Raw genomic sequence first — 20,738 nt, forward strand, 5'->3', positions numbered from 1 at the left:
GAAATGCACGATCACCATGTGGCGCAGTACCGGCGCCTGTTCTGGTGGATGCTGGCGCTGGCCGTGCCGACGGTCCTCACGTCCGGCATGTTCGCCATGGTCGTGGGCTACCAGGCCCCCGGCCCGCCGTGGCTGTCGCCGCTGCTCGGCACCGTCATGTACGTCTGGGGCGGGCGGCCCTTCCTCACCGGCGCGGTGCACGAGCTGCGGTCCCGCACGCCCGGGATGATGCTGCTGATCGGGCTGGCCATCACGGTCGCCTTCGCAGCCTCGATGGGCGCGAGCCTGGGGCTGCTCGACCACGGGCTCGACTTCTGGTGGGAACTGGCCCTGCTGATCGTGATCATGCTGCTGGGCCACTGGATCGAGATGCGCTCGCTGGCCCGCACCACCTCGGCGCTCGACTCGCTGGCCGCCCTGCTGCCCGACGAGGCCGAACGCGCCGACGGCACGCGGGTGCCGCCCTCGGAGCTGCGGGCGGGCGACGTGGTGGTGGTCCGGCCGGGCGGCCGGATCCCGGCCGACGGCGTGGTCGTCTCGGGCTCGGCGGGCGTGGACGAATCGATGATCACCGGCGAGTCGGCCACGGTCCGCCGCTCGGAGGGCGACCGGGTGGTCGCCGGGACCGTCGCGACCGACTCGGGCCTGCGGGTCGAGGTGCGCGCGGTGGGCGAGGACACCGCGCTGGCGGGCATCCGGCGGCTGGTCGAGGCCGCCCAGAACTCGACCTCCCGGGCCCAGCGCATCGCCGACCGGGCGGCCGCGCTGCTGTTCTGGTTCGCGCTCGGCGCGGGGCTGCTCACGGCGGTCGTGTGGACGTCGCTGGGGCAGCCCGACGAGGCGGTGACCAGGACCATCACGGTCCTGGTGATCGCCTGCCCGCACGCCCTCGGGCTGGCCATCCCCCTGGTGGTGTCGATCGCGACCGAGCGGGCCGCCCGCGCGGGGGTCCTGGTCAAAGACCGGCTGGCGCTCGAGAGCATGCGGACCGTCGACACCGTGCTGTTCGACAAGACCGGCACCCTGACCAAGGGCGAGCCGGTGGTCACCTGGGTCACCTCCGACGAGGTGCTGGCCCTGGCGGCGGCGGCCGAGGCCGACTCCGAGCATCCGCTCGCCAAGGCGATCGTGGCGGCGGCGAAGGAACGCGGGCTCGACGTCGAGCCGGCGACGGAGTTCGTCTCCTCCCCCGCGGTCGGGGTGTCGGCCCTGGTCGGTTCGCGGCGGGTGCGGGTCGGCGGGCCCGGCCTGCTCGACGAGGAGGGTCTGCGGCCGATCCGCGAGGCCGAGGGGGCGACCGTGCTGCACGTCCTGGCCGACGGGGTGGTCGCCGGAGCGCTGACGCTCGCCGACGAGATCCGGCCGGAGTCCCGCCGGGCCGTGGCGGACCTCGAAGCGCGCGGCATCGAGGTCGCCATGATCACCGGCGACGCCCGTGAGGTGGCCGCGGCGGTGGCGCGCGAACTGGGGATCACGCGCTTCTACGCCGGGGTCCGGCCGGAGGACAAGGCGGGAGCCGTACAGGAACTTCAGGACGAGGGACGGCGCGTCGCGATGGTCGGCGACGGGGTGAACGACGCGCCCGCGCTGGCGCGGGCGGACGTCGGGATCGCCATCGGGGCCGGCACCGACGTCGCCATCGCCTCGGCCGGGGTCGTGCTCGCCGGAGACGACCCCCAGGCGGTGCTCTCGGTCATGGACCTGTCGCGGGCCGCCTACCGGAAGATGAAGCAGAACCTCTGGTGGGCGGCCGGTTACAACCTCGTTTCGGTCCCCCTGGCGGCCGGGGTGCTGGCGCCGTGGGGGTTCGTGCTGCCGATGTCGGTCGGCGCGATCCTGATGTCGGCCTCCACGGTCGTGGTCGCCGCCAACGCTCAGCTGCTGCGGCGGCTGAGGCTCTCGTAGAGGTCGCGGGTGCGTTCGGCGATGGCCGGCCAGGAGAACTCGGCCACCGCGCGGGCCCGGCCGGCGCGGCCCATGCGGGCGGCCAGGCCGGGATCGGCGAGCAGCCGGTTGACGTCGGCGGCGATGGCGTGGGCGAACAGGGCCGGGTCGCGCGGCTCGCCGTGCTCGCCCGCCTCGATGGGCACCAGCAGGCCGGTCTCGTCGTGGGCGACCACCTCGGGGATGCCCCCGGTCGCGGTCGCCACGACGGCGGTCTCGCAGGCCATGGCCTCCAGGTTGACGATGCCCATGGGCTCGTAGACCGACGGGCAGACGAAGACGGTCGCGTGCGTGAGGATCTCGATGATCTCCGGGCGCGGGCGCATCTCGGTGATCCAGACGACCCCCTCGCGGGTGGCCTGGAGCTCCTCGACCAGGGTGGTGACCTCGGCCGCGATCTCGGGCGTGTCGGGCGCGCCGGCGCAGAGCACGAGCTGGGCGGCCGGGTCGAAGTCGCGGGCGGCCCGCAGCAGGTGGGTCAGGCCCTTCTGGCGGGTGATGCGGCCGACGAAGACGACGTAGGGCTTGCCGGGGTCGATGCCGTGCCTGGTCAGGGCCTCGGTCGAGCGGGCGGGGGCGTACTCGTCGGTGTCGATGCCGTTGTGGATGACGGTGACCTTGCCCGGGTCGATCTCCGGGTAGCAGGTCAGCACGTCGCGGCGCATGCCGCCGGAGACCGCGATGATCGCGTCGGCGGCGGCCAGGGCGGTGCGCTCGGCCCACGACGACAACACGTAGCCGCCGCCGAGTTGCTCGGCCTTCCACGGGCGGAGCGGTTCGAGGCTGTGGGTGGTGGCGACGTGCGGGATGCCGTAGAGCATCTTGGCGACGTGGCCCGCAAAGTTGGCGTACCAGGTGTGGGAGTGCACGAGGTCGGCCCCGGCGCAGCCGGCCGCCATCTCCAGGTCGGTCCCGAGCACCTGGAGCGCGGCGTTCGCCGAGGTCAGGCCGGGTGGAGTGGAGTAGGCGTCGGCGCCCTCGCGGGGCGCGCCGAAGCAGCGGACCCGCGCGTCGAGGAGCCGTCGCAGCTCCCGCGAGAGGTATTCGATGTGCACACCGGCCCCGCCGTAAACGTCGGGCGGGAACTCACGGCTCAAAAGATCGACACGCATATGCGCAGCCTAGTGTTTGCGACCGTTTTGACGGGTTAAGGTCTGCGTCATGAGGGTCATGGCAATTGTGCTCGCCGGTGGTGAGGGGAAGCGGCTCATGCCGCTGACCGCGGACCGGGCCAAACCGGCGGTGCCGTTCGGCGGCATCTACCGGCTGATCGACTTCGTCCTGTCGAACCTGGCCAACGGGCACTATCTGCAGATCGTGGTGTTGACCCAGTACAAGAACCACAGTCTCGACCGGCACATCTCGCGCACCTGGCGGTTGTCGGCGATGCTCGGCAACTACGTGACGCCGGTGCCGGCCCAGCAGCGGCTCGGGCCGCGCTGGTTCGCGGGGTCGGCCGACGCGCTCTTCCAGAACCTGAACCTGGTCTACGACGAGCTGCCCGACCACGTGATCGTCTTCGGCGCCGACCACATCTACCGGATGGATCCGCGCCAGATGGTCGAGCAGCACATCGACTCGGGCGCCGACGTGACCGTGGCGGCGATCCGCCAGCCGCTGGGGCTGTCCGACCAGTTCGGCGTGATCGAGACCGACCCGACGGGCCGCCGCATCACCGCGTTCCGCGAGAAGCCGAAGGACGCCGTCGGCCTGCCCGACTCCCCCGGCGAGATCTACGCCTCGATGGGCAACTACGTCTTCCGCACCCAGGCCATGATCGAGGCCCTGCGCGAGGACGCCATCGACCCCGGCAGCAAGCACGACCTGGGCGGCAACATCATCCCGATGATGGTCAAGGCCGGCAGCGCCGAGGTGTACGACTTCAAGGACAACAAGGTCCCCGGCTCCACCGAACGCGACCGGGGCTACTGGCGCGACGTGGGCACGCTCGACGCCTACTACGACGCCCACATGGACCTGATCTCGGCCCACCCGGTCTTCAACCTGTACAACGACCGGTGGCCGATCTACACGGGCCACGACCCGCTGCCCCCCGCCAAGTTCGTGCACAACGACGGCGACCGGGTCGGCCGCGCGATCGACTCGCTGGTCTCGGCCGGCGTGATCGTCTCGGGCGGCCTGGCGCTGCGCTCGGTGCTCTCGCCCGGCGTGATCCTGCACAGCCACGCCCAGGTCGAGGACTCGGTGCTGATGGGCAACGTCAAGGTCGGCCGGGGCGCGATCGTGCGCCGGGCCATCATCGACAAGAACGTCGTCATCCCCGACGGCGCCCGCATCGGCTTCGACCTCGAAGAGGACCGCGAGCGCTTCGCGGTCACCAACGACGGCGTCGTGGTGATCGGCAAGAACGAGATCATCGACCGTTGACGCGTCCCAGGTTGACGCCGCTGGCGATGATCCCGATGTGGCTGAACGCCTGCGGAAAGTTGCCCATGAACGCTCCCGTGGAGGGGTCGATCTGCTCGGGCATCAGCCCGACCGGGCTGGCGCGGGCGCACAGGGACGCGTACAGATTCCCGGCCCGTTCTCGATGGCCCTGCATGATGAGGTTGTCGACCAGCCAGAAGCTGCACAGCAGGAAGGCGCCCTCGTCTCCGGGCAGGCCGTCGGGGGATTGATCGTGCAGGTACCGGTAGAGCAGGCCGTCACCGGCCGACAGGCGTTCGGCGATGGCCGCGGTGGTGGCGGCCATGCGTGGATGGTCGGCGGGTACGACCTTGCGCAGCGGTAGCGCGAGCAGGCTGGCGTCCAGACCGCCGCCGCCGTCCAGATGCTCGCTCAGGCACTGCGCCCGCTCGTCCCAGGACTGCCCCAAGATGAGCCGGCGCAGCTCATCGGCGGTGGCCCGCCAGGTCTCGATTGGGCCGGACCGGCCGAACCGCTCGCCGATGGCCGCGGCCCGGTCCAGGGCCACCTGGCACATCCCCGCCGAGTAGGTGAAGACCCGGCCTTCGCCGCGTATCTCCCAGATGCCCTGATCCGGCTGCCGCCAGGTGCGCGCGGCGGCCTCGGCCAGCTCCGCCAGACCGGACCACATCGCCGGCTGGAGTTCGCGGCCGGGGAGCAGCCACTGATCGGCGCAGTCCAGCACCTCGCCGTAGACGTCGTGCTGGCGCTGGTCGGCTGCGCCGTTGCCCCAATCGTCGCACAGCTTGAGCGTGATCACCGAGCGCCGGACCAGCGCTTCCTGCGGGCCGCGGTAGCCGCACTCGCGCATCCACCGCCGCCAGGCCTCGATGGTCTGCCGCACCATCGCCTCGGGGTCGAACCGGTGATGGCGGTGGATGCGGCCCCAGGACAGCACCAGATCGAGGCGGTCGCCCTCCCGAAGGTCGTACACGGTGCGCAGGCCGGTAAGCGGGCGGCTGCCGCGCAGATGCAGCCGCAGGTCGGGCCGCCGTGAAACGCGCACCTCCAGACCGCTGCAAAGGGCCCGAGCCTGCCCGCCGCCGCGCGGCTCCAGCTCCGCCCGCAGGCGCACGGTTCCGGCCCGCACGACCGCGGATCGGACCAGCTCTCCCCGGCCGCCGCCCGCGTCGTCGCTGAGGTCGGCGCCGGCCCGCAGGGCCAGCGCGTCGGTGATCCGGACCAGGCCGGTCGGGCCGCGGAGCTCGGTCACCAGCACCGCGGTGTCCGGCTCGTAGAACTGCCGGGCCTCGCGCAGGTCGTCCACGGTGAGCGTGAAGTGGCCGCCGCGCTCGTGATCCAGTAGGCCGCACAGCAGGGGGTCGCCGTCGAAGTGAGGCAGGCACAACCATGGGATCGAACCGTCCACGCCGACGAGCGCCGCGGTCGTGCCGTCACCGATGAGGCCCAGGTCCTCCAGGGGCGGATAGCCCTCCCGGCGGCGCACCGGGCGGAAGGGCGGATCGGGATCGAGCATGCCTGGCCCTTCTCCTCCGTCCTAGCGCCCGTTGATGCGCCACGTGGGTTCGACGACCGTCCAGGCGTCGGCCCAGTCGCGGCGGACCTGGCGCCACACCAGCAGCCGGGTCACGCCCAGCAGGGCGCAGCTCGCGACGATCATGGCCAGCGGCACGCCGGTGCCCACGGTCAGCGCGGCCACGACGGTGGTCTCCCGGTCACGCGGGCGCGGCACGGGCTGGCCCTGCGTGTCGGTGTAGACGGTGATCTTCTGGCCCTTCACTGACAACACCGGGGCCTGGACCAGACCCTGGTGATCCTTGCCGTCGGGGCCCGTCCAGGCGGCCATGACGGTCGCGGTCGCCGGGCCGTTCACGGTCGCGTGCACACGCGCGTCGTCGAGCAGGGTCGCCTCGGTGGCGTGCCGGGCACGCGCCTGCTCGTGCTCCGCGCGGACGCCCTCGCCATAGGCCTTGATCCCCAGCATCAGCCCGCACACCACGGCGGCGAGCGTGACGAGGACGGCCAGCCGCCGGACCGCCGCCTCGACGCGGTCGCACGGGCGGCGCAACGGGTTCCGGTCGAATCCCAGCCAGCGCCGGAACCGGACCACAGGATTTGCAGCCATCTCCCCACCTCTAGGGAGACCTACCACTTCACATCCGGTTTATGCCTATATCCGGACATGTGACCTGGGGTTTCCGCCGTTTGGCGTTACGCTCGTGGGCGTGCGTCCAGCCCTCATCGCGCTCACCGCCCTGCTCTTACTCTCGGCCTGCACCAAGCCGCAGCCCAAGCCGATCCCCGGCACCGAGGTGCCCGACGGCTTCCACCGCATCGGCAGCGTGGCCACCGGCGTCTCGATCGGCGTGCCGACCGCCTGGAAGGTCGTCGACCTGTCGAAATCGGGCTTCGAGGAGCAGCTCGCGGCCACCGGCCTCACCGGCCCGGCGCTCGACCAGGCCCGAGAGGGCCTGAAGGCCCTGCAGGCCGCCAAGGCGGTCTACGCCCTCGACCCCGCCAGCCGTCAGGAGTCGAAGCAGGGCTTCGTCACCAACCTCAACGGCTTCTGCCAGCCCAGCGTGGGCGGTTCCAACGAGGCCCTCCAGCAGCAGGCCGAGCAGCAGCTCGCCAGCGTCGGCGCGACCGTCTCCGGCGCGGGCGTGGTGAAGATCGGCAATGGTCAGGGCGTCCGCATCCGCTACACGCTGAAGATGCCGGCCGGGCCGGTCCAGGGCACCCAGTACTACGCCCACTCGGGCAAGGGCACGACCTGCGTGGTGACCCTGACGACCGACCTGCCGGGCAAGGAGACCCTGTTCGAGCAGATCGGCTCGACGATCAGGCCTCTGTGACCCGGAGCCGGGGCAGGCTCTCGGGGTGGTTCTCCCTGATCCAGGTCACCAGGTGTTCCCGCACGTCGCACCGCAGGTCCCAGGCGCTGGCCGAGTCGGCGGCCGACATGAGGGCGCGCACCTCGACCAGCCCGCCCGGGGTGACGTCGGTGACCTGGAGGGTCCAGTCCTTCTGGTCCCAGAGCGGGTGGTCCTTGATCGCCCGGTGCAGCTCGGCGCGCAGGTCCGGGATCGGCACCGTCCAGTCGACGCGCAGGAAGACCGTGCCGAGGATCCGGCTCTCGTGCCGGGTCCAGTTCTCGAACGGGTTGTTGGCGAAGTGGGAGACGGGCAGGATCAGCCGCCGCTCGTCCCAGAGCCGCAACGACACGTAGGTGAGGGTGAGCTCCTCGACCCGCCCCCACTCGCCCTGGACGACCACGACGTCGTCGAGCCTTATGGCGTCGGAGAAGGCCAGCTGGAGGCCGGCCAGCAGGTTGCCCAGGGTCGACTGGGCCGCGATGCCGACCAGCACGCCGGCGATGCCCGCCGACGCGAGCAGGCCCGCTCCCAGCGCCCTGACCTGGGGAAAGGTGAACAGCATGGCCCCGAGGGCGAGCACGATCACGACGGCGGCGCAGACCCGGCGCACCAGCTCGATCTGGGTCCTGATGCGCCGGGCCCGCCGGTTGGCGTCGCCCTCGACGCGCACCAGCCGTTCCAGTACGACGTCCGTCACCGCGTAGGCGGTCTGGATGACGAGCCAGGTGGCGCAGAAGATCAGCGCGATGGTGGTCAGGTGGCCGACCCAGCCTTCGGCGTCGGGCGGGATCAGCCCGCGGTCGTAGACGGCGGTGCCGGTGGCGAGCGCGGCGGTGACGAACCCGGGCCAAGTGCAGCGCCGGACCAGCGGCCCGGCCAGGGCCCAGCGGTCACCGACGAGCCGTGAGCGCAGGATGCGTCGCACCAGCTCGACCGCGATGAGGGCGGCGAGCACGGCGATGGCGAGGGAGATCCAGTTCCATGCGTCCGTCACGGTGTGAGCGCACCACATTTATGGCTTTTTGTCAGATTATTGCTTGAGGCCCAGATCGGTGAGGACGTCGCGGGCACGGGCCGACTCGACCCGCAGCCAGTCGTCGAAGTCGGGGCCGTCGAGGTAGAGCGGGGTCCAGAGATGGCGGCGGCAGGAGGCCGCCCACTCGTCGGAGACGCCGATGCTCCGGCAGACGTCGAGCAGGTGGGCGCGGTCGTCGTCGCGCAGCGCGTCGGAGGCCAGCAGGGCGCGCCAGTCGGCGTGGACGAGGCGGACCCCCGATTCCATCAGGGTCGGCGCGTCGACCTCCGGCAGGCGTTCGGGCGAAGAGACGGCCAGGGCCCGCACGCGGCCCGCGCGGATCTGCGGCGCCAGCCGGGCGACCCCGCCGACGCCGGCGGCGACGCGGCCGTCGAGCAGCGCGCCCAGCAGGCCGTCCTGGCCGGGGAAGGCGGCGTAGTCGACCAGCCGCGCGTCGGCGCCGAGGCCCTTGGCGACGAGGCCGCACAGGACGTGGTCGGCGCCGCCGTGGCCCCGGCCGCCCATCAGCACCGAGCCGGGACTCCTGCGCAGGGCGGCGGCCAGGTCGTCGAAGTCGCGGAACCTGGAGCCCATCGGGGCCACGACGACCGACCACTCCCCCGCCATCCGGGCGAGCGGGACGGTGCCCGCCAGGTTGACCAGCGCCGGGCCCGCGACCAGCATCCGGCCGCGGCCGGTCCCGTGGGTGAAGTCTCTGATCGACGCCTTGTCGCCGTCGCAGGCGGTGACCTCGGCGGCGCGGGCGAGGCCGCGCCGCGTGACGACCCTCCGCAGCTCCTGGGCGAACTCGTCGTCGAGGCCGCCCACGACGGCCGGCACGACCAGGGAGAGCGGCACGCCCAGTGGACGCGGGCCGGCCCCGCAGCCGGCGGCCAATGCGGCGAGACCGGCTCCCCACAGGAGGAACTCCCGACGCCGCACTCCACCCTCCCCTCGGTCGTACACGTTGAGCATATGACCGATTACCTGCCGTTACGTCAGCGGGGTCGGCATTGACGGGAGAGCTCTCCATCAATTAACTAATGCATTAGTGGATTGATGGGAGTGACGTTGATCGAGTTCTCTCTCGACAAGAGGTCGGGCGTGGCGACGTACATGCAGATCGTGCAGCAGGTCGAGCAGGCCATGCGGCTCGGCCGCCTGACGCCAGGCGACCGGTTGCCGACGGCGGCGGAGGTGGTGGGCCGGCTGGCCATCAACCCGAACACGGTGTTGCGGGCCTACCGCGAGCTGGAGTCCCGGGGGCTGGTGGAACCCCGGCCGGGCCTGGGCACCTTCGTGCGGCGGTCGCTGGCCCGGCCGCGCGACCCCGCGCTGGAACGGCGGCTGGCGGCGTGGGTGCGGGACGCCCGGGAGGCGGGTCTCGGGCCCGACGACATCCGGGCCCTGGTCGAGTCGGCCCTGTCCGGCGGCCTGATCGGGGAGGCGACGGCGTGAACGCGCTGGAACTGGCCGGAGCCGGGCTGCGGTACGGCCGGACGTGGGCGCTGCGCGGCTGTTTCGCGAGCGTGCCGCAGGGGCGGGTGGCGGCGCTGGTGGGGCCCAACGGGGCCGGCAAGTCGTCGCTGATGCGGCTGGCCGTCGGGCTGCGGAGGGCGGACGAGGGCGAGGTCAGGGTGTTCGGGGAGCCGCCGCGCGGCGCGAACCTGCCCCGGGTGGCGTTCGTCGCGCAGGACAAGCCGCTCTACCCCGAGCTCACCGTCGCCGAGACGATCAGGGCCGGGGCCGGGCTGAACCCCCGCTTCGACACCCCGGGCGCGCGCAAGCGGCTCGACGACCTGGGCATCCCGCAGCGCAAGCGGATCCGCCAGTTGTCGGGGGGTCAGCGGGCCCAGGTCGCCATCACGCTGGCCGTCGCCAAGCGGGCCGACCTCGTCGTGCTCGACGAGCCCCTCGCCAACCTCGACCCGCTGGCCCGCCACGAGGTCATGGAGGGGCTCATGGCCGCCGTCGCCGAGCGGGGGCTGACCGTGCTGCTCTCCTCGCACGTCGTCGCCGAACTCGCCGAGGTCTGCGACCACCTGATCCTGGTCTCGCAGGGCCGGGTGCAGGTCGCGGGCGACATCGAGGAGCTGGTCGCGGCGCACCGGCTGCTGGTGGGCCCGGCCGGCGGCCCGCCCGCCGGTTCCTACGACGTCGTCGGCCGGAGCGACACCGAACGGCAGACCACCCTGCTGGTCAGGCTGAGGGGACCCGTGCACGATCCCCGCTGGACCGCCCGCGAGCTCTCCCTGGAGGACCTGGTGCTCGGCTATCTGCGCGCGCCCGACGCCGTGCTGGCCCCGAGGCCGGTGGCGTTGTGACCTGGCTCGCGATCAGGCAGCACCGCGTCCGCATGGCCAGCATGGCGCTCATCGTCGTCCTATGGGCCGGGTTCGTCGCCGTCGAGCGCCTCTATCCGGGCGTGCGGGGCATCTCGGCCGGTCTGTTCCCCTACCTGCCGCTCGTGATGGCGGTGTTCCTCGGGGCGCCGCTGCTCTCGCGGGAGTACGAACGCGGCACCCACCAGTTCGCCTGGACGCAGTCGATCAGCCGGAGCCGCTGGCTGGCCCCCCAGGTCGGCACCGCCGCCGTGCTCGCCCTGGTCACGACCGGGCTGGTCACCGCGCTGATCTGGTGGTCGCTCCGGTCCGTCCCGCCGGAGCTGACCGGCCTGCTCCCGTTCACCTGGACGCTCTTCGCGGTCGCCCTCGGCACGTTCTGGAGCGCCGTCACCCGACGGACCACGGTCGCCATGGGGGCGGCCTTCTTCGGCGTCGCCGCCTGCCAGCTGATCGCCGAGGGGCTGCGCAACCGGGCCGCCCGCGAGCTCGGCTGGGCCCCCGCCACGCTCGGCGCGGTGGAGGCCGCGATCACGGCCGGGCTCGCGGGCGTCCTGCTGGCGGGCGCGTGGTGGTTCGTCGCGCGCCGCGATCCCGGCTAGACGTCCAGCTGGGCCAGGTCCCCCGGGGAGAGCGGGGGCAGGTCGAGCAGTTCGTCGAGCTGGGCGACCGTGGACGGCCCGATGATCGGGCTGACCCCGGCGGCGAGCAGCCAGGCCAGCACGACCTGGTTCCGGGTCGCCCCGAGGCCGTCGGCCACCTGTGCGAGGGCCTGGAGCCTGCGGGTGGTCCCGGGGTGGTCATAGGCCTCGGGGAAGGGGCGCTCCGGACGTACATAGGAACCCGAGATGAGCGGCGTGTAGGCCCACAGGTCGAGACCCTCCGAGGCCACGTAGTCGAGGGTCTCGTCGGTCACCCACGCGAAGCGGTGGTTGACGCCCTCGACCGAGGTCCAGGGCCGGGGGGTCAGGTACGAATACCGCAGCTGCAGCGCCGAGTAGGGCGCACCGAGGGCGCGGGCGCGCTCCACCCGCCACGTGGGGTGGTTGGAGACGCCGACGCGGGTGGTGAGACCGTCGGCGACCAGGCCCGCGAGAGCCCCGGCCGTCTCCTCCAGGGGGACCGACCGGTCTTCCATGTGGGTCCAGAAGAGGTCGACGTGGTCGATCCCGAGGCGGCCGAGGCTCAGCGCGAGCGCCTCCTTGAGGGCCGGTGCCGAGAGGCCCTCGCGGCTGGCGGGCCACTCCCCCGGGCCGACCGGCTCGGCCCCGGCCTTGGTGGCCAGGGTCAGCCGGTCGCGCAGGCCCGGACGGGCGGCCAGCCAGCGGCCGAGGAGCAGTTCGCTCTGGCCGCCCCGCCCGTCCGGGTCGTTCCAGAAGGCGTAGCAGTTGGCGGTGTCGATCACCGTGCCACCGGCGTCGACGAACCGGTCGAGCAGCGCGAACGAGGTGCTTTCGTCAGTCAGGGTGCCGAAATTCATGGCCCCGAGCACGAGAGAGGTCATGTCAGTACCCTGAATGCTGGAGTGCGCTCCAGGTCAAACCTGGGTGCATCCGGGGATCGACGGCACTCCGCTGCTGCCCGGCCGGGTGGCCTGGAAGCCGAAGTTGGTGCTCTGGCCCGAGCTCAGGCTGGCGTTGTAGCCCATGCCGGTGATCGTCACGTTCGATCCGCTGACCGAGACCTGCGAACTCCAGCTCGACGTGATCTGGTGGCCCGAGGGCAGCGTGAACGGCAGCGACCAGTTCGACGCCGGGCCGTTCAGCGTGAACTGGGCGACGTAGCCGCCGCCCCACTGGTCGAACCGGACCGTGCAGCTGCCGCTCTGGCCGCCGCCCTGGGTGGTCAGCGAGATCGTGTTCGACTGTCCCGAGACGTTCCCGGCCGCGTCGTAGGCGGTCACGTAGAACTGATAGGTCGTCGAGGCGGCCAGGCCCGTCGCGGCGTAGGAGGTCGAGGTCGACGTCCCGACCTGGCTGAACGACCCGCTGGTGCCCTGGCGGCGGTAGACGCGGTAGCCCGCGACGCCGACGTTGTCGGACGAGGCGCTCCACGACAGGTTCGTGCCGCTCGCCGTCAGGTTCGAGGGCGTGCTCGGCGGGGTGGTGTCGGTGGGGTTCTGGCCCCCGCTGGTCGTGTACGTGAAGTTGTTCAGCGTCAGCCCGGCGCCGCCCACCCACGGTTCGAACCCGGCCTGCACGCTGGTCAGGTACCACGACCGCTGCGCGTAGCCGCGCGAGACCGCGTCGCTGTAGAAGGTGTTCACGGCGAAGTCGATCGACGAGGCGGCGGAGGTCCGGACGTAGGAGATGACGTTCCAGCCGATGTTGCCGAACCAGACCTGCCAGGTCCCGCCGGCCAGGTTCACGGTCCCGACCTGGCTGCCGACCGGCTGCACCGAACCCCGGTGGTTGAGCCAGATCATGATCTCCGCGCCGGTGTTCTGGCCGTCGGTGCGCGGGGTCGGGTCGAACCAGATGTCGTAGGCGGCGTCCCACGTCCCGGTCGACGGGTAGCTCATGCTGACGCTGGTCCGGACGTTGCCGAAGTTGCCCGAGCTGGCCTGCATGGGCAGGCTGCTGCCGCTGGAGCAGTTGGCGTAGTGGCAGCCGGCGTAGATCGCCGGGTAGGAGGCCGGGGCCCCGTTCGTGGCGTTGTTGTGGTTGGCCGACTGGATGGTGAAGCCGCCGGACTGGTTGACGTCGATGCACTGGGAGGTGCTCGCACCCCAGACGTTGTTGATCACAACGAAGCGGCCCGACTGGACGGTGGTGGAACCGTACTTCTCGCAGATCACAGGCGCGGCCTGCGCGGGGGAGACGCCGAAGAGCACGAAACCGCCGAGCAGCGCCGCCACAAGGGCGATGCGTCTCATGTCACGGACGCTAGGACGGGCCGGTGAAGGGGCCTACGAAAGCTGTCACGCGAGTGTGCTGACCTGCGGAAGAGCCTGAAACTTACACCAGCACGCCTTCGAGGAACAGGTCGAGGAGGCGCTCCTGCCGGACCGGGTCGCTCTCGCACGACCACGCGATGCCGTGGACGATCGTCGCCAGGTCGGGCTGGGTGAGGTCGGGCCGCACCGCGCCGGTCTCCTTCGCCTTCGCGAGCAGGTCGGCGGAGACCGAGAAGAGGGCCTCGCACTGTCCGTGCAGCGGCGATTCGGGGTTGTTGACCGCCACGGCCAGCTCGGCGGTGAGCCCCCGGGTGGCGGTGATGTGGTGGAGCTGGGCCAGCAGCCACGCGCGGAGCGCGCGGCCCGGATCGTCGAAGGTGAGGTCGCGCGCGGTGGCCGCCATCGCCTCGAAGCGGTCGCGGAGCACGGCCAGGATCAGGTCCTGCCGCGTCGGGAAGTGGCGGTAGAGCGTGCCGACGCCGACGCCGGCGGCCTTGGCGATGTCTTCGAGCGACGCCTCGGTGCCCTTTTCCCCAAACGCCGCCCCGGCCTCGGTCAGCAGGCGCTCGTAGTTGCGGCGCGCATCGGCCCTCACGACAACTCCCTTGCATAAGCGGAGGCAGCCTCCGTATATTTACCGGAGTCGGCCTCCGATTATTTTATCGCCTGAAGGGCCTCCCCATGAACTCTCGCCAGCGCATCACGCTGCTCGTCATCGCCCTCGCCCAGCTCATGCTGATCCTCGACGGCACGATCGTGACGGTCGCGCTCCCCGGCATCCAGGAGGAACTCGGTTTCAGCCCTGGCGGGCTGTCGTGGGTGATGAACGCGTACATGCTGGCCTTCGGCGGCCTGCTGCTGCTCGGCGGCCGGGCCGGCGACATCCTGGGCCGCCGCCGCGCCCTGATGGCCGGGGTGCTGATCTTCACCCTGGCCTCGCTCCTGGGCGGCTTCGCCCCCGGCCCCGAGGCCATGATCGCCTCCCGGGTGCTCCAGGGCGTCGGCGGCGCCCTGGCCGGACCGGCCGGGCTCGCCCTCATCACCGGCAACTTCCCGCAGGGCCCGCTGCGCGACCGGGCCATCGCCGTGTTCACCTCGGTCGGCGCGGCGGGGGCCGCGATCGGGCTGCTCGCGGGCGGGGTGCTGACCGACCTGGTGTCGTGGCGCTGGGTCATGTTCGTGAACGTGCCGATCGGCCTGGCGATCCTGGCCCTGGCCCCCGTCGTCGTCCGCGAGACCCCGCGCGTGCCCGGCCGCTTCGACCTGGCCGGAGCCGTGACCGCCACGACCGGCTCCACCGGCCTCGTGTACGGGCTGGTGCGCGCCTCCGAACTCGGGTGGGACGACGGGTGGGCCCTGGCGTCGCTGCTCGGCGGCGTGCTGCTGCTCGTGCTGTTCGTCCGGGTCGAGCGGCGGGCCGCCCAGCCGGTGATGCCGCTGCGGCTGTTCGGCGAGCGGTCCCGGGTGGCCGGTTACGCCTCGATGTTGCTGCTTCCGGCCGCCATGATGGGCACGTTCTTCTTCCTCACCCAGTTCGTGCAGGCCGGGCTCGGCTACTCCCCCATGCAGGCGGGCCTGGCCTTCCTCCCGCTGGCGCTGACGATCCTGGCGCTCTCCCAGCTGGCGGGCCGCATCCTGCGCGTGGTCAGCCCGCAGACGGCGTCGGTGGCCGGCATGCTGCTGATCCCGGCCGGCCTGGCGTGGTTGTCGCGCGTCGACGCGACGACGGCGTACTTCCCCGGCGTGTTCGTGCCGCTGGTCATCATGGGCGTGGGCGCGGCGGCGGCCCTGGTCGTGATGAGCATGCGCATCATCAACGGCGTCCAGGGCGACGACGCGGGCGCGGCCTCGGGGCTGCTCCAGGCGATGCAGCAGACGGGCGGCTCGCTGGGGCTGGCGGTGCTGGTGACGGTGCACGCGTCGGCGGGGCTGGCGGCGACGTTCCTGACGGCGGCGGCGTTCTCGCTGCTGTCACTGCTGATCGTGACCGTCCTGCGGCCCCGGCGGTCGGTGCCGGAGCCGGAGAACGGACGGCCCGTGGTCACTCCACGGTGACGCTCTTGGCCAGGTTGCGGGGGCGGTCGACGTCGCGGCCCAGCGCCACCGCCGCGTGGTAGGCGAACAGCTGGAGCGGGATCGACAACAGGATCGGGTCGAGCTCGTGCTGGTTCTTCGGGATGACGATGCAGTCGTCGGCCTGGTCGGTCTCGCGGTGGCCGACCATCAGGATGCGGCCGCTGCGGGCGCGGATCTCGCCCAGCGTCGTGAGGTTCTTGTCGAGCATCTCGTCGTCGGGGACGATCGCGACCGTCGGCATCTCGGGGCCGATGAGGGCGAGCGGGCCGTGCTTGAGCTCGCTCGCCGGGTAGGCCTCGGCGTGCACGTAGGAGACCTCTTTGAGCTTCTGCGCGCCCTCGCGGGCCACCGGGTAGCCGCGGACCCGGCCGATGAACATCATCCCGGCCGACGTCGCGTACCTGTGGGCCAGCGCGCGGATGTGCTCCTCCTGGGTGAGGATCTCCTTGATCTGCTCGGGCAGGGCGCGCAGGCCCTCGCAGATGCGGCGGCCGTCGGCGGGCGACAGGTCGCGCACCCGGCCCAGGTGCAGGGCGAGCAGGGCGAAGGCCGCCGCCGTCGAGGTGAACGCCTTGGTCGAGGCGACCGAGACCTCGGGGCCGGCGTGCAGGTAGACGCCGCCGTCGCACTCGCGGGCGATGGCCGAGCCGACCGTGTTCACGATGCCGAGGACCCGGCCGCCCTTGCGCTTGAGCTCCTGGACGGCCGCCAGGGTGTCGTAGGTCTCGCCCGACTGGCTGATGGCGACGTACAGGGTGTCGGCCTCGACGACCGGGCTGCGGTAGCGGAACTCCGAGGCCGGTTCGGCGTCGGCCGGGATGCGGGCGAGCTCCTCGATCAGCTGCGCGCCGATCTGGCCCGAGTAGTAGGCCGAGCCGCAGCCGATGATCTTGACCCGGCGGAACGAGCGGGTCTCCCGGGCGTCCATGTTCAGGCCGCCGAGGTGGGCGACGTGGAAACGGTCGTCGAGCCGGCCGCGGAGGGTGCGGGCGATCGTGTCGGGCTGCTCGGAGATCTCCTTGAGCAGGTAGTGCTCGTAGCCGCCGGTGTCGTAGTGGCCGGTGTCCCAGTCGACCGTCAGCGGCTCCTTGGCGGTCTCGCGGGCGTCGCCGCCGAAGGTGTGGAAACCGTCGGCCTTCAGCACGGCCAGCTCGCCGTCCTCCAGGTGCACGACCTGGCGGGTGTAGCGGACCAGCGCGGCGACGTCGGAGGCGGCGAACATCTCCTTCTCGCCGATGCCCAGCACGATCGGGCTGCCCAGCCGGGCCACCACGACCTCGCCGGGGCGCTGCGCGTCGACCACGGCGATGCCGTAGGTGCCGACGACGCTCTTCAGGGCCCGGCGGACCGCGTCCTCAAGGGAGTCGGTCTCCTCGACGGCGCGGGCGATCAGGTGGGAGAGCACCTCGGAGTCGGTCTCGCTGAGGAACTTGACGCCCTCGCCCTCAAGGCGCTGCCGCAGCGCGTCGGCGTTCTCGATGATCCCGTTGTGGACGACCGCGATGCGCTCGTCGCTCGACAGGTGAGGGTGGGCGTTGACGTCGCTCGGCACGCCGTGGGTGGCCCAGCGGGTGTGGCCGATGCCGGTCGCGCCCTTGAACCGGGCCGGCACCGCCGCCGCCAGGTCGGCCACGCGGCCCTTGACCTTGCGCGTCTTCAGCGCCCTGGCCGCGACGACGGCGACGCCCGCGGAGTCGTAGCCGCGGTATTCGAGCCTCTGGAGCCCCTCCAGCAAGATGGGCGCGGCGTCCTTCGGCCCGACGTAGGCCACGATTCCGCACATAGAGTTCACCCTCCGTAGATGATCCGGCGGAGCTGGCGCTGTGACAGCTCCGGTGCCGCGACCCGGCGCGCGGGCAGCTCGGCGGCCACCCGGCGGAAGATCTCGTCGTTGCCGAGCCCGCGTGCCCGCATTTCGGCGTGCCTACGCCTGACATAGGCCTCGGCCGTCTCGCCGAAGTAGCTGAGCACGTCGGCGACCACCCTCGCCGCCTCCCCCGGGCCGAGCGAGGTCGTCCGCATGAGGTGGGCGATGAGGTCGTCGTACGGCACAGAGATGGACCTTACGGAGGAGGAACCGGGAATACCAAGAATCCTGCCCGGAATCGGGCATCAAACCCCGTTTTCGTACGTCCAGCGCCCGGCGAGCATCGTCCCGAGGATCTCCGGGTTCCGCAGATCGGACATATCACCCACGACGACGAGGTCGGCGGCGTCTCCGACGTGGACTCCGGTTCGTCCCTGAGCGGCCGCCGCGAGGGCCGTCTCCAGGGAGATCGCCTGCTCGGGGTGCCAGGCCGGCCGGTCGTCGTCGGTCCGGGTGACGGCCGAGGCGATGCCGTCCCACGGGTCGAGCGGCGACACCGGGGCGTCGGAGCCGATCTCGATCCTCGCCCCGGCGGCCAGCAGGTCGGCGAAGGCGTAGGCGCGGTCGGTCCGTCCCGGCCACTGGACGTCGGCGACCTCCCGGTCGTCGGGCTGGTGGGCGGGCTGCACGCCCGCGACGAGCCCGTCGAGGGCGAACCGGGGGAAGTCCTGCCGGGAGACCAGCTGCGCGTGCTCGATCCGCCCCGGGCAGCCGAGGGTGTGGAAGGCGTCGAGCGCGATGGTGACCGCGTCGTCGCCGATGGCGTGCACGGCAGGGTGGACGCCGTTCTCGGCGGCCCGCTTCATCACGCCGAGCAGTTCGTCCGGCGGCAGCTCCAGCAGGCCCCGGGAGGCAGTGCCGGGATAGGGGTCGGCGCAGTAGGCGGTCCGGGTGTTCAGGGACCCGTCCACGAACATCTTCACCGGCCCGACCGTGAGGAACTCCCCGATCTCCGTTCCGGTACGCAGCCCGCGGGCGATCGCGGTGTCCAGCCGGTCGCGCGGGATCGAGCAGGCCACCCGCACGTCGGTCCGGCGGCGCTGCCAGTCGCTCACGTTGTCGGCGTACTCGAAGTCGATCACCCCGGTCACGCCCCGCGCCGCCGCGGCCGTCATCGCCTCGGCCACCCAGGCGTCCACCTGCTCGACCGGAGGGGGCGGCAACGCGGCCAGGCCGCGGAAGCAGTCGCCTTCGAGGAGCACCCCGGTCGGGTGGTCGCCCCGCCCGATCAGCGAGAGCGCGGCCTGGTTGAACCACGCGGTGTGCAGATCATTGCTGACCAGGACGATGGGGTGCTCGCCGGGCAGCAGGTCCTTGTGCATCTCGTCGGCCCAGAAGGCGTCGCGGAAGCCGAAACCCATGGTGGGCTCCCCCGGGCGTACCGCCGCGAGAATGAGAGAGACGGCGTGCGCGGCGGAGGCGGCCGCCGACAGATCGGCCCGGCGGCGGTTCTGCGCCCACTGCACGGAGTGCACGTGGGCGTCCACGAGACCGGGCAGCACGGTCGCGCCCTGGAGGTCGACGATCTCGTCGGGGGTGACGTCACCGGGGGCGACGACCCGCCCGGCCGAGATCCCGAACGCGGTGAGCGGCCCGCCGATCCCCGCACGGGCGTTCCTGAACAGGAGAGACATGCCCTGAACCTTATTTGTCAGTCTTTGTGTCTTTATAGGGGGTATGGTCCGTGTGCAAACTTAAGGGATGCTTGCTGCAGACCTGACGCGTGAACTCGGCACCGTCCCCGAGTACGACCGGTTCGCCACCGTCGACGAGGTCAACGCGTGCCTGACCGGCCTGGCCGCCACCCACCGCGGCCTGACCTCGATCGACAGGATCGGCACCTCACGCCTGGGCGACCCCCTGCTGTGCCTCACCATCGGCGACGGCGACCGCGACGTGGTCGTGGCCGCCGGCCCCCACCCCAACGAGCCCATCGGCGGCCTCACGGTGATGCACCTGGCCTCCCGGCTCTGCGCGGACGACCTGCTCCGCAACGGCGCCCGCTGGCACATCGTCGGCTGCCTCGACCCCGACGGCACCCGCCTCAACGAGGGCTGGTTCGCCGGGCCGTACACCAAAGCCCACTACGGCCGGCACTTCTACCGCCCCGCCGGCGACGAACAGGTCGAATGGACCTTTCCGTTCACCTACAAACGTTCCTATTTCGACCGCGTCCTGCCGGAGACCCTGGCCTTGATGCGCCTGATCGACCGCACCCGCCCCGCGTTCCTGACCACCCTCCACAACGGCGAACTCGGCGGCGTCTTCTACTACCTCTCGCGCCCCGAACCCGAACTCCAGTCGGTGCTCGCCGAACTCCCCGCCCTGTTCGGCCTCCCCCTCCACGTCGGCGAACCCGAACATCCGGCGATCGGCCAGCTCGCCCCCGCGATCTTCCTCACCCCGCGCATGGAGGAGACCTACGACTACGTCGAGGCCCTGGGCCAGGACCCGACCGAGGTCATCACCGGCGCCGCCTCCGACACCTACGCCGCCCGCTGGGGCACCCTCTGCCTGACCGCCGAACTCCCCTACTGGGTCGACCCGGCCGCCGGCGACACCTCCGAGACCGAGATCGCGTACGGGGAACTGATCCGCACCCAGGCCGCCCACCTGCGCGAGACCGCCACCATCCTGGAGGAGACCCTCACCGGCGTCACCGCCGACCTGGTCAGCTCCTCCCCCTTCCTGCGCGCCTCCCGCTTCTTCATCCCCATGCTCGCCAGCATCGCCGCCACCGACGAGAACCGCTCCACCGCCTCCAGCGCCTCCCGCCCCGCCACCGCCGCCGAGGTCTCCTCGTGCCGCGACCTCGTGCACAGCTACCGCCTCCGCTTCGGCGGCATGCTGCTGCGCGCCCTGGAAGGCGAACTGGCCATCGGCAACGGCACCCCCGCCATCAGACGCGGCTGCCGGACCCTCTCGGAGACCTACGAAAAGTGGTGCGTGGACGCCGAAAACGAGATGTCCGACCAGACGATCCCCATCGCTCACCTGGTGGCCATCCAGTACGGCGCGATCCTCGCGGGCGCGCGGCACGCGCTTGGTGCGCACGAGCACCCGGGAAACACGCTAAAGTCTTCTTCGTGAGGCCGACCCGGAAGGGAACGGCGGATCACGCGGAAGTGGCTCAGGGGTAGAGCATCACCTTGCCAAGGTGAGGGTCGCGGGTTCGAATCCCGTCTTCCGCTCGGTGGAGTGGCCGAGAGGCGAGGCAGCGGCCTGCAAAGCCGCGTACACGGGTTCAAATCCCGTCTCCACCTCCAGGTCGTCACGAAGGCTCGTGAAGTCCGCTAGAGTAAGACAGGTGTCGCGGAGGTAAATCCGAGGCGACCAC

At 71.7% G+C, this 20,738-nt stretch carries 19 protein-coding genes and 2 tRNA genes; 10 read left to right on the forward strand and 11 right to left on the reverse strand.

Going from position 1 to position 20,738, the window contains the following annotated elements:
- Positions 1 to 3 precede the first annotated feature (3 nt).
- Positions 4 to 1,905, forward strand: coding sequence for a copper-translocating P-type ATPase (locus AW271_RS33665; protein WP_062341652.1), 1,902 nt, complete (start codon positions 4 to 6; stop codon positions 1,903 to 1,905).
- Here AW271_RS33665 and glgA read toward each other — a convergent pair.
- Entirely contained in the window at positions 1,875 to 3,056 is a 1,182-nt protein-coding gene (gene glgA / locus AW271_RS33670; RefSeq protein ID WP_062341653.1) for a glycogen synthase, read from the reverse strand. The two genes, AW271_RS33665 and glgA, sit on opposite strands and share 31 nt — an antisense overlap.
- 58 nt (positions 3,057 to 3,114) lie before the next feature.
- Between glgA and glgC the strand changes: the two genes are divergently transcribed.
- Positions 3,115 to 4,332, forward strand: coding sequence for a glucose-1-phosphate adenylyltransferase (gene glgC / locus AW271_RS33675; RefSeq protein ID WP_245653330.1), 1,218 nt, complete (start codon positions 3,115 to 3,117; stop codon positions 4,330 to 4,332).
- Here glgC and AW271_RS33680 read toward each other — a convergent pair.
- Positions 4,319 to 5,848, reverse strand: a complete 1,530-nt coding sequence (locus AW271_RS33680; protein ID WP_062341655.1) for a glycoside hydrolase family 15 protein — start codon at positions 5,846 to 5,848, stop codon at positions 4,319 to 4,321. The genes glgC and AW271_RS33680 overlap by 14 nt on opposite strands.
- A 21-nt stretch (positions 5,849 to 5,869) precedes the next feature.
- Positions 5,870 to 6,457, reverse strand: coding sequence for an Rv1733c family protein (locus tag AW271_RS33685; RefSeq protein WP_157554903.1), 588 nt, complete (start codon positions 6,455 to 6,457; stop codon positions 5,870 to 5,872).
- 100 nt (positions 6,458 to 6,557) lie between these two features.
- On the opposite strand from AW271_RS33685, the gene AW271_RS40330 reads away from it, so the two are divergent.
- Entirely contained in the window at positions 6,558 to 7,184 is a 627-nt protein-coding gene (locus AW271_RS40330) for a hypothetical protein (protein ID WP_157554905.1), read from the forward strand.
- On the opposite strand, the gene AW271_RS40335 is transcribed toward AW271_RS40330, so the two are convergent.
- Positions 7,171 to 8,199 carry a mechanosensitive ion channel family protein gene (locus AW271_RS40335; protein ID WP_062341658.1) on the reverse strand — a complete coding sequence of 343 codons (1,029 nt, stop codon included), beginning with the start codon at positions 8,197 to 8,199 and terminating at the stop codon, positions 7,171 to 7,173. The genes AW271_RS40330 and AW271_RS40335 overlap by 14 nt on opposite strands.
- A 36-nt stretch (positions 8,200 to 8,235) precedes the next feature.
- On the reverse strand, positions 8,236 to 9,162 hold the full coding sequence (locus AW271_RS33700; RefSeq protein ID WP_157554909.1) for a Bug family tripartite tricarboxylate transporter substrate binding protein: 927 nt from the start codon (positions 9,160 to 9,162) through the stop codon (positions 8,236 to 8,238).
- Between the two features lie 123 nt (positions 9,163 to 9,285).
- On the opposite strand from AW271_RS33700, the gene AW271_RS33705 reads away from it, so the two are divergent.
- From AW271_RS33705 to AW271_RS33715, 3 genes are read left to right on the forward strand one after another with little or no spacing between them, the layout of a single operon-like run.
- A complete protein-coding gene (locus tag AW271_RS33705) occupies positions 9,286 to 9,678 on the forward strand; it encodes a GntR family transcriptional regulator (protein ID WP_369408509.1) in 393 nt (130 codons plus the stop codon).
- On the forward strand, positions 9,675 to 10,544 hold the full coding sequence (locus AW271_RS33710; RefSeq protein WP_062341660.1) for an ABC transporter ATP-binding protein: 870 nt from the start codon (positions 9,675 to 9,677) through the stop codon (positions 10,542 to 10,544). Before AW271_RS33705 ends, AW271_RS33710 begins: the two co-directional genes overlap by 4 nt.
- Positions 10,541 to 11,164, forward strand: a complete 624-nt coding sequence (locus AW271_RS33715; RefSeq protein ID WP_062341661.1) for an ABC transporter permease — start codon at positions 10,541 to 10,543, stop codon at positions 11,162 to 11,164. The genes AW271_RS33710 and AW271_RS33715 overlap by 4 nt, the downstream gene beginning before the upstream one ends.
- On the opposite strand, the gene AW271_RS33720 is transcribed toward AW271_RS33715, so the two are convergent.
- From AW271_RS33720 to AW271_RS33730, 3 genes are all read right to left on the reverse strand, one after another.
- Positions 11,161 to 12,066 carry an aldo/keto reductase gene (locus tag AW271_RS33720; RefSeq protein ID WP_062341662.1) on the reverse strand — a complete coding sequence of 302 codons (906 nt, stop codon included), beginning with the start codon at positions 12,064 to 12,066 and terminating at the stop codon, positions 11,161 to 11,163. The two genes, AW271_RS33715 and AW271_RS33720, sit on opposite strands and share 4 nt — an antisense overlap.
- 33 nt (positions 12,067 to 12,099) lie before the next feature.
- The gene (locus AW271_RS33725) at positions 12,100 to 13,437 is read right to left on the reverse strand and encodes a GH12 family glycosyl hydrolase domain-containing protein (protein ID WP_062341663.1); all 1,338 of its coding nucleotides are present in this window, start codon (positions 13,435 to 13,437) and stop codon (positions 12,100 to 12,102) included.
- Between the two features lie 82 nt (positions 13,438 to 13,519).
- Positions 13,520 to 14,053, reverse strand: a complete 534-nt coding sequence (locus AW271_RS33730; protein ID WP_062341664.1) for a TetR/AcrR family transcriptional regulator — start codon at positions 14,051 to 14,053, stop codon at positions 13,520 to 13,522.
- 86 nt (positions 14,054 to 14,139) lie between these two features.
- Here AW271_RS33730 and AW271_RS33735 point away from each other — a divergent pair, with 86 nt between their 5' ends.
- Positions 14,140 to 15,513, forward strand: a complete 1,374-nt coding sequence (locus AW271_RS33735) for an MFS transporter (RefSeq protein WP_062341665.1) — start codon at positions 14,140 to 14,142, stop codon at positions 15,511 to 15,513.
- Here the strand turns inward: AW271_RS33735 and glmS are convergent.
- Genes glmS through AW271_RS33750 form a run of 3 tightly spaced genes read right to left on the reverse strand, consistent with a single transcriptional unit; the run spans position 15,500 to position 19,035 of the window.
- The gene (glmS, locus tag AW271_RS33740; RefSeq protein ID WP_062341666.1) at positions 15,500 to 17,317 is read right to left on the reverse strand and encodes a glutamine--fructose-6-phosphate transaminase (isomerizing); all 1,818 of its coding nucleotides are present in this window, start codon (positions 17,315 to 17,317) and stop codon (positions 15,500 to 15,502) included. The two genes, AW271_RS33735 and glmS, sit on opposite strands and share 14 nt — an antisense overlap.
- A 5-nt stretch (positions 17,318 to 17,322) precedes the next feature.
- A complete protein-coding gene (locus AW271_RS33745; RefSeq protein WP_245653331.1) occupies positions 17,323 to 17,586 on the reverse strand; it encodes a hypothetical protein in 264 nt (87 codons plus the stop codon).
- A gap of 60 nt (positions 17,587 to 17,646) precedes the next feature.
- Positions 17,647 to 19,035 (reverse strand): amidohydrolase, encoded by a 1,389-nt coding sequence (locus AW271_RS33750; RefSeq protein WP_062341667.1) that lies wholly within the window; start codon positions 19,033 to 19,035, stop codon positions 17,647 to 17,649.
- A 67-nt stretch (positions 19,036 to 19,102) separates the two neighbouring features.
- Between AW271_RS33750 and AW271_RS33755 the strand changes: the two genes are divergently transcribed.
- The 3 genes from AW271_RS33755 (at position 19,103) to AW271_RS33765 (ending at position 20,667) form a co-directional block, all read left to right on the forward strand.
- Positions 19,103 to 20,491 (forward strand): M14 family zinc carboxypeptidase, encoded by a 1,389-nt coding sequence (locus AW271_RS33755; protein ID WP_062341668.1) that lies wholly within the window; start codon positions 19,103 to 19,105, stop codon positions 20,489 to 20,491.
- Positions 20,492 to 20,520: 29 nt separating this feature from the next.
- Positions 20,521 to 20,592, forward strand: a tRNA-Gly gene (locus tag AW271_RS33760).
- Position 20,593: 1 nt separating this feature from the next.
- A tRNA-Cys gene (locus AW271_RS33765) sits at positions 20,594 to 20,667 on the forward strand.
- The last annotated feature ends 71 nt before the right edge of the window (positions 20,668 to 20,738 follow it).

It is taken from the genome of Herbidospora sakaeratensis, from assembly GCF_001570525.1.
Lineage (GTDB): Bacteria > Actinomycetota > Actinomycetes > Streptosporangiales > Streptosporangiaceae > Herbidospora > Herbidospora sakaeratensis.

Bases quoted from the DNA above. Each gene is read 5' to 3' on its own strand.
- AW271_RS33735 (WP_062341665.1), top strand. From the start codon at position 14,140: ATGAACTCTCGCCAGCGCATCACGCTGCTCGTCATCGCCCTCGCCCAG.
- glgC (WP_245653330.1), top strand. From the start codon at position 3,115: ATGGCAATTGTGCTCGCCGGTGGTGAGGGGAAGCGGCTCATGCCGCTG.
- AW271_RS33720 (WP_062341662.1), bottom strand. From the start codon at position 12,066: ATGACCTCTCTCGTGCTCGGGGCCATGAATTTCGGCACCCTGACTGAC.
- AW271_RS33665 (WP_062341652.1), top strand. From the start codon at position 4: ATGCACGATCACCATGTGGCGCAGTACCGGCGCCTGTTCTGGTGGATG.
- glgA (WP_062341653.1), bottom strand. From the start codon at position 3,056: ATGCGTGTCGATCTTTTGAGCCGTGAGTTCCCGCCCGACGTTTACGGC.
- AW271_RS33755 (WP_062341668.1), top strand. From the start codon at position 19,103: ATGCTTGCTGCAGACCTGACGCGTGAACTCGGCACCGTCCCCGAGTAC.
- AW271_RS33680 (WP_062341655.1), bottom strand. From the start codon at position 5,848: ATGCTCGATCCCGATCCGCCCTTCCGCCCGGTGCGCCGCCGGGAGGGC.
- AW271_RS33750 (WP_062341667.1), bottom strand. From the start codon at position 19,035: ATGTCTCTCCTGTTCAGGAACGCCCGTGCGGGGATCGGCGGGCCGCTC.
- AW271_RS33725 (WP_062341663.1), bottom strand. From the start codon at position 13,437: ATGAGACGCATCGCCCTTGTGGCGGCGCTGCTCGGCGGTTTCGTGCTC.
- AW271_RS33685 (WP_157554903.1), bottom strand. From the start codon at position 6,457: ATGGCTGCAAATCCTGTGGTCCGGTTCCGGCGCTGGCTGGGATTCGAC.
- glmS (WP_062341666.1), bottom strand. From the start codon at position 17,317: ATGTGCGGAATCGTGGCCTACGTCGGGCCGAAGGACGCCGCGCCCATC.